The following is a 15,342-nucleotide window of genomic DNA, read 5'->3' as shown; positions in this document are numbered from 1 at the left end:
CCTGCGGAGCGGGATGGGCCTGCGGAGCGGGGTAGGACGGTGGAGCGGGGTAGGACGGCACCGCCTGTGTGCCGACATGGGGGAAGACCCTGGTGCGCAGCAGGAAGGTGTGAATCGCTCCCCCCGGCCCACATCCCGCCGAACCAGACGACGGCGGTGACGGTGTTGCGCCAGTCGTCTCGGGGAACGCCCTCCAGCAGGTTCGTCGCGACGATGAAGGCGACGAGCCCCAGGGAGTAGCCGCCGGCGGCGAGGGCGAGCCGCCGTTCTCTCAGCCGGATGGCGGCGAAGGCGACGACGAAGGGTGTCCCCAGCCCGCAGGTGAGCAGCGGCACGAGTGCCCACCAGAAGCTCTTGCGCGACAGGTCGCCTCCGGATCCGCGGGGACCGTACTGATGAGGCGGACCGTGACGCATGGGTCAGCATGATAGGCGATCAGTCCGCCGGGAATTTAGGCGTTTGGCCCGTTCCAGGTGCGCGTTTTTCAGTTGGTCCGGGTGTTCGGTAGATGATCGCCGAGGTAGCCGACATAGATCTTGCCGGTGTCGCCGCCCGAGTCGTCGTGGAAGTACATCCGCGGTGCCGGATATCCGACGGCGCGCAGCTTGACGTGGGCCTCCATGACGATCTTTCCGTGGGGGTGGACCTCTGCGGGGACGGGGAAGGTGCGCGGCTGACTGAACTTGGCGTTGCCGGTGACCGACGCCGATTCACGCATGGCCAGCATCCCGGTCGGAATCACCCGCCGGCCGCCGGAACCGTCGGTGCACCAGTCGTAGAAGCCGCCCGCGAACTCGCCGGAGGAGCGGGCGCGGGCGAAGTCGTCCAGCGCGAGCAGCGCGTCCCACGCCTTGGCCGCCCACGTACGGCTGAGCACCGGGTCGGCGTGGTCGAGCCGGACCGCGGCGGCGTCGGTCGGCCCGATGACGAGGTGGGTCAGCCGGGAACGGGCCTCGACCAGGGTCTCGGCGAGGCTCGCGGGCGTGAAGGGCTCGCCGGGCGTCGCGAGGCCGTAGACGGGGTGCCCCGACTCGGCGAGGGTGCGCTCCAGCCACCGGACCCGTTCCTCCAGCACGCGGGCGGCGGTGACGGCCTCGGCGTACTCCTCCCGGAGCAACTCGTGTGCGAGGCGCAGATCGTCCTCGCTCCCCGCGGGAGGGGCGGGGACGATCAGTTCGCGCAGGCCGGCCAGGTGCAGGCCCAGGGTGCGGACCTCGCGCAGCACGTCACGGCCGGTGTCGGCGCCCGCGGCCAGGCCGAGCGCGGTGTCCAGGTCCTGGCGCATGGCCTTGACGACCATCTCGGCCACCCGATGCGCGAGATCAGGGCCCGGCGACTCGGCGACCACGGCGGCCGGATCCGGCGTGGGCTCGGGCTTCGGCGCCGGTTCGGGCCCGGCCGCGACCGGCGGCGCCGCGGGGGGCGCCGGGCGGACGGTCAGCGCCATCATCTTCCGCCGCAGTTCCTCCCGTGCGGGGTCGACGGGCGTGGGGCGCGGCGCCATCGCTCCGTCCAGTTCCGCGACCTCCGCACGGCCCGCCAGGACCCGCAGTACGACGGGCAGGGACCGCCGGACCTCGGGAGGCAGATCCATCGCGGAGGCGCGGCCGATCACGCCGTCGGCGATCTTCTCGAGCGCGCCCTCCTCCCGTAACTTGGCGGGCCGCATCGGCGGATGCCGGTAGGGACTGCGTTCGCTGGCGGGGTCGAAGGGGGCGGTGTACGTGCGGATCGCGCCGCCGTACACCGCCAGCTCGTCTCCCATCAGACGGTTGAAGAGGTGTTCGGTGCGCCTGTCGGCCAGCCGTACGACGACTCCGGCTCCGGCCGTCGCCTCCGCCAGCCGGTCGGCGCGGGAGGTGTTCTCATCGCCGTGGCCGGGCGACGCCACCACGACGGGAACCCGGCGCCGGGGCTCGGTCAGCACACGCAGGAAACGGTGCACCTCGTCCTCCGCCAGCACCTCCGCGCGGTCCACCAGGTGGATCCCGCCGTCGGTGATGCGCGCGGTGCGCAGGTACGCCGGGACGAAGCCGGGGGCCCGGACGTCCGGCCGTGTGTCCCCCTCCCGCTCGACCGTGACCAGGACCCAGCCGGGTTCGCCGTCGAGGAACACCGCTCTGGTCCGCAGTCGTCCGCCTTCCACCGGTTCCTCGAGGATGTAGCGACCGCACCCGGCGCGCCGCTCCATCACCAGGCGAGAGCCCGCGTGCTCGTGGTCGACTCGCGGCCTGCCCGCGTCCGGCGGCGGGAAGCCCTTGGACTGCGCCCAGGCGGACAAGACGCGGTGCAGCCGCACCCAGATCGGCCGGCCGGGGTCCCGCAGGAGCGCCTGGTACAGCTGCGTCGGTGCCATGAGCCGATCCCTCCGCTTGCCCTTGAGGGCGTTTCCGGACATGGCAGCGTAACAAGGACGTGGGGTGGCCGTTCTGTGAATCGGCTAAACAAATAGAACCGTCCGAAGCTAGGCCAGCAGAAGGGCCCTCCGATAGTGTGGGGGACGGATTGGCTGAGCTGGCGGCACCCGTCGAGATTGGTGTGAACCTGGCATGCTGGTGAGCGTGAAGGATTCCGGGGGTTCATACGCATGGGCGGCACGGCGGAAGAGCGCAGGGTTCCGGTGGGCGCGGCTCCGGTGGGCAGCAGGGTCCCGGGCAGCACGGTTCCGCACAGCAGGGTTCCGGGGGAACGACGATGAGTCGTGAGGACGTGACGGTCAACGCGGCCGACATCGCGCGGCTCGCCGACGTCGGCCGGGCCGCGGTGAGCAACTGGCGCAAGCGGTTCGAGGACTTTCCGCAGCCGGTCGGCGGCACGGCGAGCAGCCCGGCCTTCTCGCTCGCGGACATCGAGGCGTGGCTGCGCCGCCACGGCCGGTACGTCGAGGTCGCGCCGATCGAGCGGCTCTGGCAGCGGCTGCGGGCCAGCACCGACGACATCCGGCTGGGCGACGCCGTCGCCTACGCGGGAACACTGCTGCTGTCCCTCCGGGAGGATCCGGACGGCTGGCGTGAGCTCGACGACGACTCCCTGCTCAAGCGGCTACCCGAGGCCGCGCCCGACGGGGTCGCCGTGGACGCCGGCCTGGTCAGGGCCATCGCCGAGGTGGGCGAGGCCGAGGGCCCCGCGGCGGCCTTCCGGGGCATCTGCGACCGCTATCTGGAGCTGCACTCGCGCAGGCTGCTGGCCACGCCGCGTCCCGTCGCCGAGCTGATGGCGAGACTCGGCGGCACCGCCGGCGCGACGGTCCTCGACCCCGCCTGCGGGATCGGCACGCTGCTGCTCGCCGCCGGCGCGTCGCGCGCCCTCGGCCAGGAGCTCAACGAGAGCGCGGCGCGTCTGGCCGGGATCTGCCTGCGGTTCGCGGACGTCGCGGGCACCGTCACGGCCGGTGACTCGCTGCGGGCCGACGCCTTCCCCGGCGAGCTCGCCGACGTGGTGGTCTGCAACCCCCCGTTCAACGAGCGCGGATGGGGTTACGAGGAGCTGACCAGCGACCCGAGGTGGGAGTACGGCCTGCCGCCGCGAGGCGAGTCGGAGCTCGCCTGGGTGCAGCACTGCCTCTCTCATGTGAAACCCGGCGGCCTGGTGGTCGTCATGATGCCGGGCACCGCGGCCGCCAGGCGTCCCGGCAGGCGGATCCGGGGCAACCTGCTGCGCGCGGGGGCGCTGCGGGCCGTCATCACGCTCTCTCCGGGAGCGGCCCCCGCCTCCAGCGGCGCGCCCGACCTGTGGGTGCTGCGCCGGCCGGTGCCGGGGGACAGCCCGCCGTCCGATGTGCTGATGGTCGGGGCGGGTGACGATCTCGTCCTTGCGGACAAGGCGTGGCAGGCGTTCACCGAGGGCGCCGAGCTGCCCGCGGGCAGCGGCAGCGTCCGGATCATCGACCTCCTCGACGAGGAGGTCGACCTGACCACCGGTCATCGGGTGGTGTCGCCGGAGCAACAGGAGTCGGCGGGATACGCGGCCGTCCGGGAACGGGCCGAGGCGCTGCTGCGCGGTCTCGGCGCCGGGCTGCCCAGGCTGGTCGCCGGCGGACGCGGGGAACTGCCGATGACGACGCTCGGCGAACTCGCCCGCGCGGGCGTGGTGGCGATCATGCAGGGACCGCTCAAGATGCCCGACGAGGGTGACCTTCCGGCGCTCACCGCCAAGGACCTGCTGCTCGGCCGTGCGCCGAGCGGCCGTACGGCCGACGTGGCGGGCCAGGTGCGGATCGAGGCCGGAGACGTGGTCGCGCCGCTCATCGCGGGAAGCGGCCCGGTCCCGCGGGTGATGACGGAGTCCGGCGCGGTGCTGGGCGCCCAGCTCCTGCTCATCCGGGCCGATCCCGAGCGGCTCGACCCGCACTTCCTCGCCGGATGCCTGCGCGCGGCCGGCGGCACCTCGACGAGGCTCGGCTCCTCGATGCGCTTCGATCCCCGCCGCGCGCAACTGCCCCGGCTCGCCGTCGAGGAGCAGCGCAGGTACGGCGAGGCGTTCCGCGGGCTGCTCGAATTCGAGGACGCGATGCGGGCGGCGCGGGAGATGAGCGAGAGCCTGGTTGCGGCCGGCTTCGACGGCCTGTTCGATGGCACCCTGCGACTCGAATGATCTGACAGTCCCGGGGAGGCGCGGGTGACCCTCATCGCCGGCAGATACAGGCTCGACCCGGCACGCGCCGGCGGGGGAGGGATGGGCGAGGTCTGGGGTGCCGTCGACGAGAGGCTGGGACGCCGGGTCGCGATCAAGTTCGTGAGGTTCCCCGGCGGTGTGCCCGACCGCGACTGGGAGGCACGCTTCCGTCACGAGGCCACGATCATGGCGAGGCTGTGTCACCCGGGCACGCCCGCCGTCCACGACGCCGGGGCCTACGACGACCCGCTGCGCGGACGGCGGCAGTTCATCGTCATGGAGTACGTCGAGGGGGCGGGGCTCGACGACGTCGTGGCCGAGACCGGGGCCCTGCCCGTGGGGTGGGTGGCGTCCATCGGCGCCCAGGTGGCCGCGGTGCTCGACGCCGCGCACGCCGGGGGGATCCTGCATCGCGATCTCAAACCGGCCAACCTGATGCTGCGCCCGGACGGCTCGGTCCAGGTGGTCGACTTCGGGCTGGCGATCATGCACGACCCCGCGCTGACGAAGCTGACCCGGACCGGTGAGATGCTCGGCACCGAGTCGTACATGTCGCCCGAGCAGGTGCGCCAGGAGGAGCCCACCGCCCGCAGCGACCTGTACGCGCTGGGCTGCGTGCTGCACGAACTGCTCACCGGGCGGACGCTGTTCACCGGCCCGACCGCCTTCAGCGTGATGCGGCAGCAGGTGAGCGTGCCGCCCGCGCCCGCGGGCCGGTGGCGTGACGGCGTGCCGGCCGGGCTCGACGACCTGCTGCTGTCGATGCTGGCCAAGAACCCGGAGGACCGGCCAGGGAGCGCGCGGGAGGTGCACGACCGGCTCATGCCGTACCTGGCGGACACCGCGCCGCTCCCGGGGTTCACCTCGCCCGCGCCGAGCCCGGCCCGGATGTACGCCGCCGCGGCCGGCCGCACCGGCACGGGCGGCGCACCGGCTCCGCCCGCGGGCGCGTCCGCCGCGCCCGCGGACGCAGCCGGAAACCGGCGCGACGGGCAGGACGGGTTCAGCCGTGGCGATCTGCGGCGCGCACGGCAGCGTGCGGACGCGCTCGTGCGCGGGTCCCGGTACGCGGAGGCGGCCGCCGTGCTCGCCGAGGCCGTCGCCCCGGCCGGCCGTGTACTCGGCGCGAACGACAGTGAGGTGCTGGGCCTCGGCGTCCACCTCGCCGACGTGCTCTTCGAGGGCGGCGACCATCTGGCGGCCGCGCAGGCGTTCCACCAGCTCGCCGCGCAACTCGGCCCCGGCGACGAGCGGGCCTTCCAGATCAGGATGCGCGAGGCGACGTGTTTCCTGCATCTCGGCGACACCGAGACGGCCCTGCGGCTGGCGCGTGACCTGCTGGGGGGTGAGCTGCGCGCCTGGCCCGGGGACGACCCCCGGACGCTGGAGCTGCGCCGGCAGGTCGGCGAGCTGGAGATCGCCGCCGGACGGCACGAGGCGGCCCGGCGGACGCTGGACAGCCTGCTCGGCGACCTCACGGCGCTCTACGGCTCCGGCCACCCCGCCACCGAGCGGGTCCGCGAGATCCTGGCCGGCCTGTAGGCCGTCACCACAGGCGCCCGGCCAGCGCCCGCACCTCGGTGTGCAGGCCGCGCAGCTCCGCGGCGGTGGGGCTGAGCTCGTAGCCGTGGTAGTGGCAGGCGCGGCTGAGCGCGGCCCAGCACCGCGCCGCCAGCCGGGCGGTGCCGGGATCGCGGTAGCCCTTGAGGCAGACGATCTGGGCGTGCGTGTCGCAGCGCTCCAGGCCCGGCGCCGTCCTCGACCAGTAGTCGGCCAGGCACGCCTCCAAAGCCAGCCGGATGAGGAACGCGGCCGCCCTGGGCCACGTCTTGTCTCCTCTTGCGCTCAGCAGGGCGTCGGCGTCGTCGAGGAACGTGAGGCACCGGGACATCAGCGGGCCTCCCGCAGACGACGGGCCAGCCGGGTGACGTTGCCGATCGGATCCTTGCCGTGTCCACGCAGGATCTCGTGGAATCGCCGCGGATTGTGACTGCCCTGGTTGCACGCGCGGTAGACCGCGCCGGCCCAGTCGCCGAAGCGGTGGTTGAGCTGGGCGGGCACGTCCTCGCGCGGTACGCCGAGGGCGAGGGCGGCGATTTCCGCGGTCGACCGGGCGTCGGCGATGTCGCGTTCGGTCACCGTGTAGTCGACCCCCTCCGACAGCAGCCGGCGGCGGGCCGCCTCCACGAACGCCGTCTCCAGCGCCACGCGACACAGCCCCGGCAGCACCGTGTGGCCCACGTCGCGGGGGAGCCGGGGGTTCAGCGCCACGCCGCGGGCCTCACGGAGCGCGCGCTCCACCGGGTCGAGGTCGACGGCGATGTCGATCTCGGACCGTTCGCCCCGGCTGACCTCGAGGATGGTCGCCTCGATCCCCAGGCGGCGGATCGCCTGCGGCAGCCGCGTGTCGTGCGTGAAGACGACCACCTGCCGCTTCCTGGCGACCTCGTCGAGCAGCTGCGCCAGGCCGTCGACCTTCTCGGGGTCCATCGACTGGACGGGGTCGTCGATGACCAGGAAACGGAAGGGGCTGTGGTCGGCGAGGGCGCGGGGGAGGAACAGCGACAGGGCCAGCGCGTGCAGCTCGCCCTGGCTCATCACGCCGAGCGCCGCGCCGGGGATGTCGTCGACGGCCACGCTCAGCTCCGCGCGGCGCTGGTTGCCCCTGCCCTCCAGGCGGATCTCCCGCAGCGCCACGTTGCTGTGCCCGCGCATGATCTGCCAGCAGAGACGCGCCTCCTGCCCCTGTGCCGCCATCCGCTCGGCCCGCAGCGTGTCGTGCAGGTCGCGGGCCAGGGCGTCGGCCTCCTTCACCAGCGCGAGGCGCGCCTTCGCCTCCTGTCCCGCACGGGCGTCCCGGCACCAGGCGGCCAGCTCCGGTGCGACCTCCCGCCAGTCGCCGTCCAGCTCGGCCAGCCGGCGGCGGGCCTCCTCTCGTACGGCCGCGCACTCGGCCGCCAGCCGGAGCCCGGCGGCCTCGAAGACGCCGGGGTCGCCGAGGGCGCGGCAGGCCGTCCACGCCTGCCAGACACCGGCCAGCCGTTCGGGCAGGCCGGGTGGCGGGTCGGCGATGAGCCTGCGCGCGGCCTCGCCCGCGTCCCGTGCCTCCCGCACGGCCGCCGTCGCGTCCGCGGCCTCCCGCCGGAGCCGGGGGACCTCCTCGGCCGCCCGCGCCGCCCAGCCCCCGCCGAGGGCGTCAGTGGTGCCGCAGGCCGGGCACGCGGGATCATCCGGGTGTCGCCGGTGGTGGGCCAGCGCGAGATCGAGCAGGTCGGCCCGCCTTCCGGCGTCCTCGGCCGCGGAGTCCCTGACGCGCTCCGCGGCGTGACGGGCGCGGCGCAGGCGCGCGGCGGCCTCCCGGACCGCCTGCTCGGCGGGCCCGGTGAGGTCCGCGAGGCGGCGCAGTGCCTCGTGCTCGGCGTCGCGCGGGCGTTCGCCCGTCACGAGCGCCTCGGCGACGGACAGATCGGGGTGGGCCTTGCTCAGCTCGGCGTGCGCGGCCGCAGCTCTCGAATCGGACACGCCCGCGAGCCGCGCGAGCAGCGGAGGAAGAGCCTTACGCGGCGTGCGTGCCGTCTTGTCGAGCGCCAGCGCCTGATCGTGCAGGGTCGTGCAGGCCGCGGCCAGCCGCCCCAGGCCCAGGATCGCGGAGATCTTGTCGTGGATCTCCGTCGGCTTGTCGAGCGCGGTGCCCAGCTCCGCGTACGGGAGGAAAGGCCGGAAGTCCGTCAGGGCGCGTGCCAGCCCGAGAGCGGCGAGCGGCGTCTCCGGACGACCGGGGCGGGTGACGGTCGCGGCAGTGGTGTCGTGCCTGTCATCGGTCCAGGTGCGTCTCACCACGCTCGGTTCGCTGTCGCCCGCGATCGCCAGCTCGACCTCGATCTCCGGTGCGACCCCCGCGTGGAGGTTGGCGAAGCCGCCGGTCCAGATCTGCGACCTGTCCCTCCACCGGGAGTTCTCACCGGTGAGCGCCGTCTCGACGGCCTCGGCGAAGCTGGACTTCCCCGAGCCGTTCCTGCCGGTGACCAGGGTGAGCCCGTTGCCGGGGGTCAGGGACAGGCGGGCGGCCCGGCCGATGCCGCGAAACCCCCGGACGGTCACCGCCCCCAGGTAGACGCCGGAGACGGCCGGCGAGTCCTGGGGCGGCGCGGCGCCGAGTGCGGCGCGGACGAGTTCCGCCACCTCGGCGGGCGGCTTCGCCTCCGCGAGCCGGGCCTCGACTTCCTCGTCCAAGGTGGCCGCAACGGCGGCCCGGGGGACGTCGGGCATGGGGGATCTCCTGGTGTGCGGGGGTGAGCAGGGCTGCAGGCGGGCGGCCGTGCGGATCCCGCCCGCAAGCAGTAAAGCACACCTGTGTATGCCCTTCACGTGCATACGGGAGATTACCCTGGTTTCGGACTGAAGTCCTTTATGTCCCCAGGCGTACGGGAAGGTGGGCGAGGCGCCAGGAGAACGGGAGAAACTGCCGGTCGAGATCCTGCGGCGCGACGGCCAGTTCGAGCCGGGGGTGACGGCGCAGCAGCGCGCCGAAGGCCACCTCGCCCTCCTGCCGGGCCAGCGCCGCGCCCAGGCAGTAGTGCAGGCCGTGGCCGAAGCCGACATGGACCTCCTTGTGCCCGTCGGCCTCGCGGGCGATGTCCAGACGATCGGCGTCGTCGAAGCGCCGGGGGTCGTAGTTGGCCGACACCAGCACCGCCATCACCGGCTCGCCCCGGCGCACGGTCATGCCGCCGAAATCGACGTCCTCGGCGGCGTACCGGATTCGGGTGCCCTGGACGGGCCCGCACCAGCGCATCAGCTCGTGCACGGCGCGCGGCAGCAGCGCGGGATCGGCCCGCAGCGCGGCGAGCTGGTCCGGGTGGGTCAGCAGCGCGGCGGTGCCGTTGCCGATCAGGTGGGCGGTGGTCTCGTGCCCGGCGAGGACGAGGGTCAGCACCATGGTGACCATCTCGGTGTCGGTGAGCCGGTCGCCGTCCTCGTCGTGAACGCGGATCAGCCCGGTCAGCAGGTCGCCCGCCGGCTCGGCCCGGCGGCGGTCGATGAGCTCCAGGATGTAGGTCACCATGTGCCGCAGCGGCTCGGCCGCCGCTCCCGGTTCGAGCGAGACCAGGGCCCTGCCCCATTCCCGCCACAGCGGGCGGTCCTCCTCCGGGATGCCGACCAGCTCGCAGATGACGGTGATCGGCAGGGGGTAGGCGAAGTGCTCGATCAGGTCCACGACGCCGTCCTCCGCGTGGCCGTGCAGCCGGTCGAGCAGGTTCTCGGTGATCTCCTCCACCCGGGGGCGCAGCTCGGCCACGCGGCGGGCCGTGAAGGCGCGGGAGACCAGCCTGCGCAGCCGGAGGTGGTCGTCGCCGTCGGCGTCGAGGACGCTGTCCAGGATGTACGCGGCGTACTCACGCGGGATGCCGCGGGCCTCGATGAGCTCCTCGCGGATGTTGTGCACGTCGGCCCCCGGCACGTTCGCCGGGTTGTTGACGAAGCGGCGGTCGCTCAGCACGGTCTTGACGTCGTCGTATCGCGTGACGAGCCAGACCGGGGAGTTGAGGCCGGGAAAGGAGCCGCGCACCATCGGGGCCTGCTCCCGCAGCCGGGAGTAGCCCCCGAACGGATCGCGCACCAGGGCCGGGTCGAACAGGTTGACGGGCTCCGCCGTGCTGGACGTGCTCATGACCACCCCCGCGGGTTCGGCATGATGACCGGGGCTGTCAACGTATGTCAGAGCGGGCATCGGAGCAATGGCTCCGCGCCCACCCGTCCGCGCCCACCCGTCCGCGCACACTCTGCGTGCGCTCGGCGAGGAGTGTCTGCCACCCGCCGACGGGTCAGAGCCAGCCGTTGTGGCGGGCGACCCTGACGGCCTCCATCCGGTTGCGGGTGCCGGTCTTGGTGATGCACGCCGACAGGTGGTTGCGTACGGTGCTCTCCGACAGGTGGAGGCGGCGCGAGATGTCGGCGGCGGCGGAGCCGTCGGCGGCGGCGATGAGCACCTCGCGCTCGCGCGGCGTGAGCGGGCTTGGCCCGGCGCTCAGGGCGGCCGTGGCCAGGGCGGGGTCGACCACGACCTCGCCCGCCAGCACGCGCCTGATCGCCTGGGCCAGTTCGCCGACGGGCCGGTCCTTGACCACGAATCCGCGGGCGCCCGCGTCCAGCGCCCGGCGCAGGTAACCGGGCCGTCCGAACGTCGTGACGATGACCACCACGCACTCCGGGAGGGCGGCCCGCAGGTCGGCGGTCGCGTCGAGCCCGCTGCCGCCGGGCATCTCGATGTCGAGCAGGGCCACGTCGGGCTTGGCCCGCAACGCGGCGGAAACGATCTCGCCCGCCGTGGCGACCTGCGCGACGACCTCGAAGTCGTCCTCCAGGTCGAGCAGCACGGTGAGCGCGTCGCGCATCATCGTCTGGTCCTCGGCGATCAGCACGCGGGTCACGGGCCGTCCTTCCGGTCGTCGTCGTCCACACCCGCGTGCGGGATCTCGGCGGTGAGGACGAACCCCCGCGGCAGGCGGACCGCGGTCAGCCGCCCGCCCGCCGCCGTCAGGCGCTCGCGCAGCCCGCGCAGGCCGCTGCCGTCCTCCTCGCGGGCCGGTCCGCCGGCGCCGTCGTCGCTCACCTCGACCAGCACCGGGTCGCGGTCGCGGCGCAGCGTGATGACGCAGCGCCGGGCGCCGGAGTGCCGCACCACGTTCGTGACCCCCTCCCGCACGACCCAGCTCAGCAGCATGTCGGTCTCCCACGACAGCGCGGGCCCCGACTCCTTCACCACGCAGTCGACGCCGGCCGCGGCCAGGGCCGCCCTCGCGCTGTCCAGCTCGGCGGCGAGGCTCGCGTCCCGGTATCCCGTGACCGCCTCGCGCACCTCGGTCAGCGCCTGCCGCCCGATGGCCTCGATGTCGGCGGCGTGCCGTACGGCCGCGTCCGTGTCGCGCGGGGCCAGCCGCCGTACGGCCTCGGCCTTGACGACCACCATCGAGAGCGTGTGGCCGAGCAGGTCGTGCAGGTCGCGGGAGAAGCGCAGGCGCTCGGCCGAGACGGCGGCGACGGCCAGCTTCTCCCTGGTCCGGCCGAGCTCCCCGATCACCTCGGCCATCCGGCGGAAGCCGTACGTCGTGATCCCGGCGAGCGCGGCGGTCAGGGCCGTGCCCCACAGGGCCACGTCGAGGGCGCCGCCCCGGGCCAGGACGATCGCGGCGGCCGAAACGGCCGTGACGGCGACGGCCCAGGCCGCGACGCGTGTGGGCGCGACGAGCGCCACGGCGACCGCGAGCAGGGAGAACAGCGTCCGCCACTCGTCCGCCGAGGGGTAGGCGAGGTTCGCGGTGATCGCGGTCGCCGCCAGCAGCCCGGCGAACACCGGCGGCAGGGGCCGTACGGCCGGGCGGGTGCGACCGGCGGTCAGCACGGCACCCGCGAACGACAACCCCGCGGCGGCCACCAGGGTCCACGCGGGCCAGGCGGGAACTGCCGACGCCGCGGCGATGGCCGGCGCGGTCAGCAGGAGGACGGTCAGCCCGAGCGCGGGAGCGAATACCCGGCCCGGCAGCCGCGCGGGCGGCCACGGCCGGGAACGCCGCACCCCGGGCCCGCACTCGTCCGCCCGCGCCGCCGCCTCTGCCATGGCCGCCATTATGGTCGGCTTCCAATAACGGTGGACAGGGTGGAATATCGCGGTCCCGGCGGTACGAATGGCCCAGACGAAGGAGTCCGGCTCGTCCGGCGACGGCCCGGACAGGGTGATCGCCGACTCGTGCCTGCCCTGTGGCTTGCCGGGCCGGGTCTTCGGTCACACCGAGCCGGGACCTCCGCACCTGGAGAGGTCTCCGGGGCGCGCAGCAGCCTGACGTTGGGGGTGCGTGCGATGAGACGGTGCAACGAGGAGGTCGCCGGGCTGCTGCAAGAGTACGCCGACCTGATCGCGATCACCGGGGGCGACGCGTTCAAGGTGCGGGTCTACGAGAAGGCGGCCCGGTCGGTCGGCGGGTACGGCCGGGACGTCGACGGCATGGACGTGCCGGAGCTGCGGCGGATACCCAACGTGGGCGCGTCGATCGCCGCGAAGATCGACGAGTACCTGCGGACCGGGGCGATCCACCAGCTGGAGGAGCTGCGGACGAAGATCCCGGCCGGGGTCCGCCTGCTCACGACCATCCCCACGCTCGGGCCGAAGAAGGCCATGGTGCTGTATCACGAGCGGGGCGTCGACTCGGTCGAGAGGCTGGAGCACGCGATCCACGCGGGGGCCCTGCAGGGCCTGCACGGGTTCGGGGCGAAGACCGAGGAGAACCTGCTCCACGGCATCGAGGTGATGCGCAAGACCGGCAGCCGGGTGCACATCGGGATCGCGATGGCGGTCGCCGAGGAGGTCGTCCCCGCGCTGTCGGCCGTGCCGGGCTGCGAGCGGTGCGCGTACGCGGGGTCGCTGCGCCGGATGAAGGACACGATCGGCGACGTCGACGTCCTGGCGAGTGCCGGTGACCCGGCCGGCGACTCGGCCGCCCTGATGGCGGCCTTCACCACGCTGCCGTACGTCACCGAGGTGATCGCGCACGGCGAGACGAAGAGCTCGGTCCGCACGGCCGCGGGGCTCCAGGTCGACCTGCGGGTGGTGCCGAGGGACTCCTGGGGGGCCGCGCTGCAGTACTTCACCGGGTCGAAGGCGCACAATATTCGCACCCGGGAGATCGCCGTGCACCGCAAGCTGAAGCTGTCGGAGTACGGCGTGTTCGACGTGGCGACCGGCGAGAAGATCGCTTCGGCGGACGAGGCGGAGGTGTACGGCATGCTCGGCCTGCCGTGGATCGAGCCCGCGCTGCGCGAGGACGCCGGGGAGATCGAGGCCGCGCTGGGCGAGGGGCTGCCGAGGGTGGTGACCACGGCCGACTTGCGCGGCGACCTGCACACCCACACCGACCTGACCGACGGGCTCGCGCCACTGGAGGAGATGGTGGAGGCGGCCGCGGCGCGCGGCTACGACTACTACGCGGTGACCGACCACGCGCCCAACCTGTTCATGCAGCGGATGACCGGCGAGAAGGCGCTGGAGCAGCGCGACCGGCTCCGCCGCCTCGCCGCCGCCCGCCCCGGCATGACGCTGCTGCACGGCACCGAGCTCAACATCGGCCCGGACGGCGAGGTCGACTGGCCGCCGGAGTTCCTGGCCGGGTTCGACCTGTGCGTCGCCTCGGTGCACTCGCACTTCACCCAGCCGCCCGAGGAGATGACCCGGCGGCTGATCCGGGCCTGCGAGAACCCGTACGTGAAGATCATCGGCCATCCGACGGCCCGGATCATCGGCAGACGGGACCCGGTGGACGCCGACTGGCCGAGGGTGTTCGACGCCTGTGTCCGCACCGGGACGGCGCTGGAGATCGACGCCTTCCCCGACCGGCTCGACCTGCCCGCGGACCTCGTGCGGCGGGCGGCCGCCCGGGGAGTGCTGTTCTCGATCGACAGCGACGCGCACGCCGTGCCGCACCTCGACGTCATGCGGTACGGCGTCGGCACCGCGCAGCGGGGCTGGCTCACCCCCGAACGGGTAATCAACACCTGGCCACTCGGCCGGCTTCGGGAGTTCCTCCGGCCGCGATGAAGGGGGGTTTCATGCTGACGATCGACCGGCGGCCGCTGCCCGTCGTGGGTCGCGCCCGGATGTACGTGTGCGGGATCACGCCGTACGACACCACCCACCTCGGCCACGCCAGGACGTTCGTGTGGGCCGACGTGGCGGCCCGGGTGCTGCGCCACGCCGGCGTGCCCGTCGAGGTGTGCCGCAACGTCACCGACGTGGACGACGTGCTGACCTCGGCGGCGCGCCGGGCCGGCAGCCCGTACGACAGCTTCGCCGCGGTGCAGCAGTTCCACTTCGAGCGGGACATGGCGGCGTTGCACGTGCACCCGGTGACGTACGAGCCGCGGGCGCACACGTACGTGCCGCAGGTCGTCGCGCTCGCCCGCGCCCTGCTGGAGCTGGGTCACGCGTACGAGCGGGACGGTGCGGTGTACTTCCGGGGCGCGGGCGTGCGCGAGCGGGCCGGGCTCGGCGCCGAGGAGGCGGCCCGCCTGATGGCGGAGTTCGGCGACGATCCGGATGACCCGAGCAGGGACGACCCGGCGGACGTGGCGGTCTGGCGGCCGTCGGCGAAGGGGGAGCCGGGCTGGCCGAGCGAGTGGGGCGACGGGCGGCCGGGCTGGCACGCCGAGTGCGCCGCCATGGCGCTGACGACGTACGGGCCGGCCCTCGACCTGCACGCGGGCGGCGCCGACCTGCGCTTCCCGCACCACGCCTATGAGGCGGCGATGGCCGAGGCGGTGACCGGGGTGCGGCCGTTCGCCCGCGCCTGGCTGCACGTGGGGGTGGTCCGCGTGGACGGCGCCAAGATGGCCAAGTCGGCGGGCAACCTCGTCTTCACCACCGACCTGCTGCGGGACCACCCGGCGGGAGCCGTACGCCTGATGCTGCTCGGCCATCCGTGGGCGGCCGACTGGGACTACCACCCCGGCGCGCTGGAGGAAGCCGCCGCACGGCTGGAGCGGCTGCACGCGGCTGCCGGGCGCTCCGCCGCCTCGCCGGCGGGGGAGCGGGCGGCGGTGCGCGCGCTGATGGACGACCTGGACGCCGCGACCGCCCTGGCGATCGCCGAGGAGGAGGGCGGGCAGGCCGCCCGCACGATGATCGCGGTGCTCGCCCTCGGTTGACGGCCGGACGCGCGGGCGGCGTTACACGATCAC

At 73.8% G+C, this 15,342-nt stretch carries 10 protein-coding genes; 4 read left to right on the top strand and 6 right to left on the bottom strand.

Annotated elements, in window-relative coordinates; translation table 11 throughout:
* Positions 1-484 precede the first annotated feature (484 nt).
* On the bottom strand, positions 485-2,356 hold the full coding sequence (locus ACQPZZ_RS20880; protein WP_432920663.1) for a hypothetical protein: 1,872 nt from the start codon (positions 2,354-2,356) through the stop codon (positions 485-487).
* A gap of 338 nt (positions 2,357-2,694) precedes the next feature.
* Between ACQPZZ_RS20880 and ACQPZZ_RS20875 the strand changes: the two genes are divergently transcribed.
* Together ACQPZZ_RS20875 and ACQPZZ_RS20870 are read left to right on the top strand one after the other, a co-directional pair.
* Positions 2,695-4,593: an N-6 DNA methylase gene (locus tag ACQPZZ_RS20875; protein WP_432920660.1), complete on the top strand. Its 1,899-nt coding sequence runs from the start codon at positions 2,695-2,697 to the stop codon at positions 4,591-4,593.
* 24 nt (positions 4,594-4,617) lie between these two features.
* On the top strand, positions 4,618-6,156 hold the full coding sequence (locus ACQPZZ_RS20870; protein ID WP_432920657.1) for a protein kinase domain-containing protein: 1,539 nt from the start codon (positions 4,618-4,620) through the stop codon (positions 6,154-6,156).
* Positions 6,157-6,160: 4 nt separating this feature from the next.
* Here ACQPZZ_RS20870 and ACQPZZ_RS20865 read toward each other — a convergent pair whose 3' ends face one another.
* The 5 genes from ACQPZZ_RS20865 to ACQPZZ_RS20845 form a co-directional block, all read right to left on the bottom strand.
* A complete protein-coding gene (locus tag ACQPZZ_RS20865; RefSeq protein ID WP_432920654.1) occupies positions 6,161-6,505 on the bottom strand; it encodes a hypothetical protein in 345 nt (114 codons plus the stop codon).
* Positions 6,505-8,883 carry an AAA family ATPase gene (locus ACQPZZ_RS20860; RefSeq protein ID WP_432920651.1) on the bottom strand — a complete coding sequence of 793 codons (2,379 nt, stop codon included), beginning with the start codon at positions 8,881-8,883 and terminating at the stop codon, positions 6,505-6,507. The genes ACQPZZ_RS20865 and ACQPZZ_RS20860 overlap by 1 nt, the downstream gene beginning before the upstream one ends.
* Before the next feature lie 139 nt (positions 8,884-9,022).
* On the bottom strand, positions 9,023-10,285 hold the full coding sequence (locus ACQPZZ_RS20855) for a cytochrome P450 family protein (RefSeq protein ID WP_432920648.1): 1,263 nt from the start codon (positions 10,283-10,285) through the stop codon (positions 9,023-9,025).
* Positions 10,286-10,439: 154 nt separating this feature from the next.
* Positions 10,440-11,045, bottom strand: a complete 606-nt coding sequence (locus ACQPZZ_RS20850) for a response regulator (protein WP_432920645.1) — start codon at positions 11,043-11,045, stop codon at positions 10,440-10,442.
* Positions 11,042-12,232: a sensor histidine kinase gene (locus ACQPZZ_RS20845; RefSeq protein ID WP_432920642.1), complete on the bottom strand. Its 1,191-nt coding sequence runs from the start codon at positions 12,230-12,232 to the stop codon at positions 11,042-11,044. The genes ACQPZZ_RS20850 and ACQPZZ_RS20845 overlap by 4 nt, the downstream gene beginning before the upstream one ends.
* 240 nt (positions 12,233-12,472) lie before the next feature.
* Here ACQPZZ_RS20845 and polX point away from each other — a divergent pair, with 240 nt between their 5' ends.
* Positions 12,473-14,203 carry a DNA polymerase/3'-5' exonuclease PolX gene (gene polX / locus ACQPZZ_RS20840; RefSeq protein WP_432920639.1) on the top strand — a complete coding sequence of 577 codons (1,731 nt, stop codon included), beginning with the start codon at positions 12,473-12,475 and terminating at the stop codon, positions 14,201-14,203.
* A gap of 11 nt (positions 14,204-14,214) precedes the next feature.
* On the top strand, positions 14,215-15,309 hold the full coding sequence (locus tag ACQPZZ_RS20835; protein ID WP_432920636.1) for a class I tRNA ligase family protein: 1,095 nt from the start codon (positions 14,215-14,217) through the stop codon (positions 15,307-15,309).
* The last annotated feature ends 33 nt before the right edge of the window (positions 15,310-15,342 follow it).

The sequence above is a fragment of the Microbispora sp. CA-135349 genome, assembly GCF_050947365.1.
Classification (GTDB): domain Bacteria; phylum Actinomycetota; class Actinomycetes; order Streptosporangiales; family Streptosporangiaceae; genus Microbispora.
This window is presented reverse-complemented; position numbering and strand designations above follow the sequence as displayed.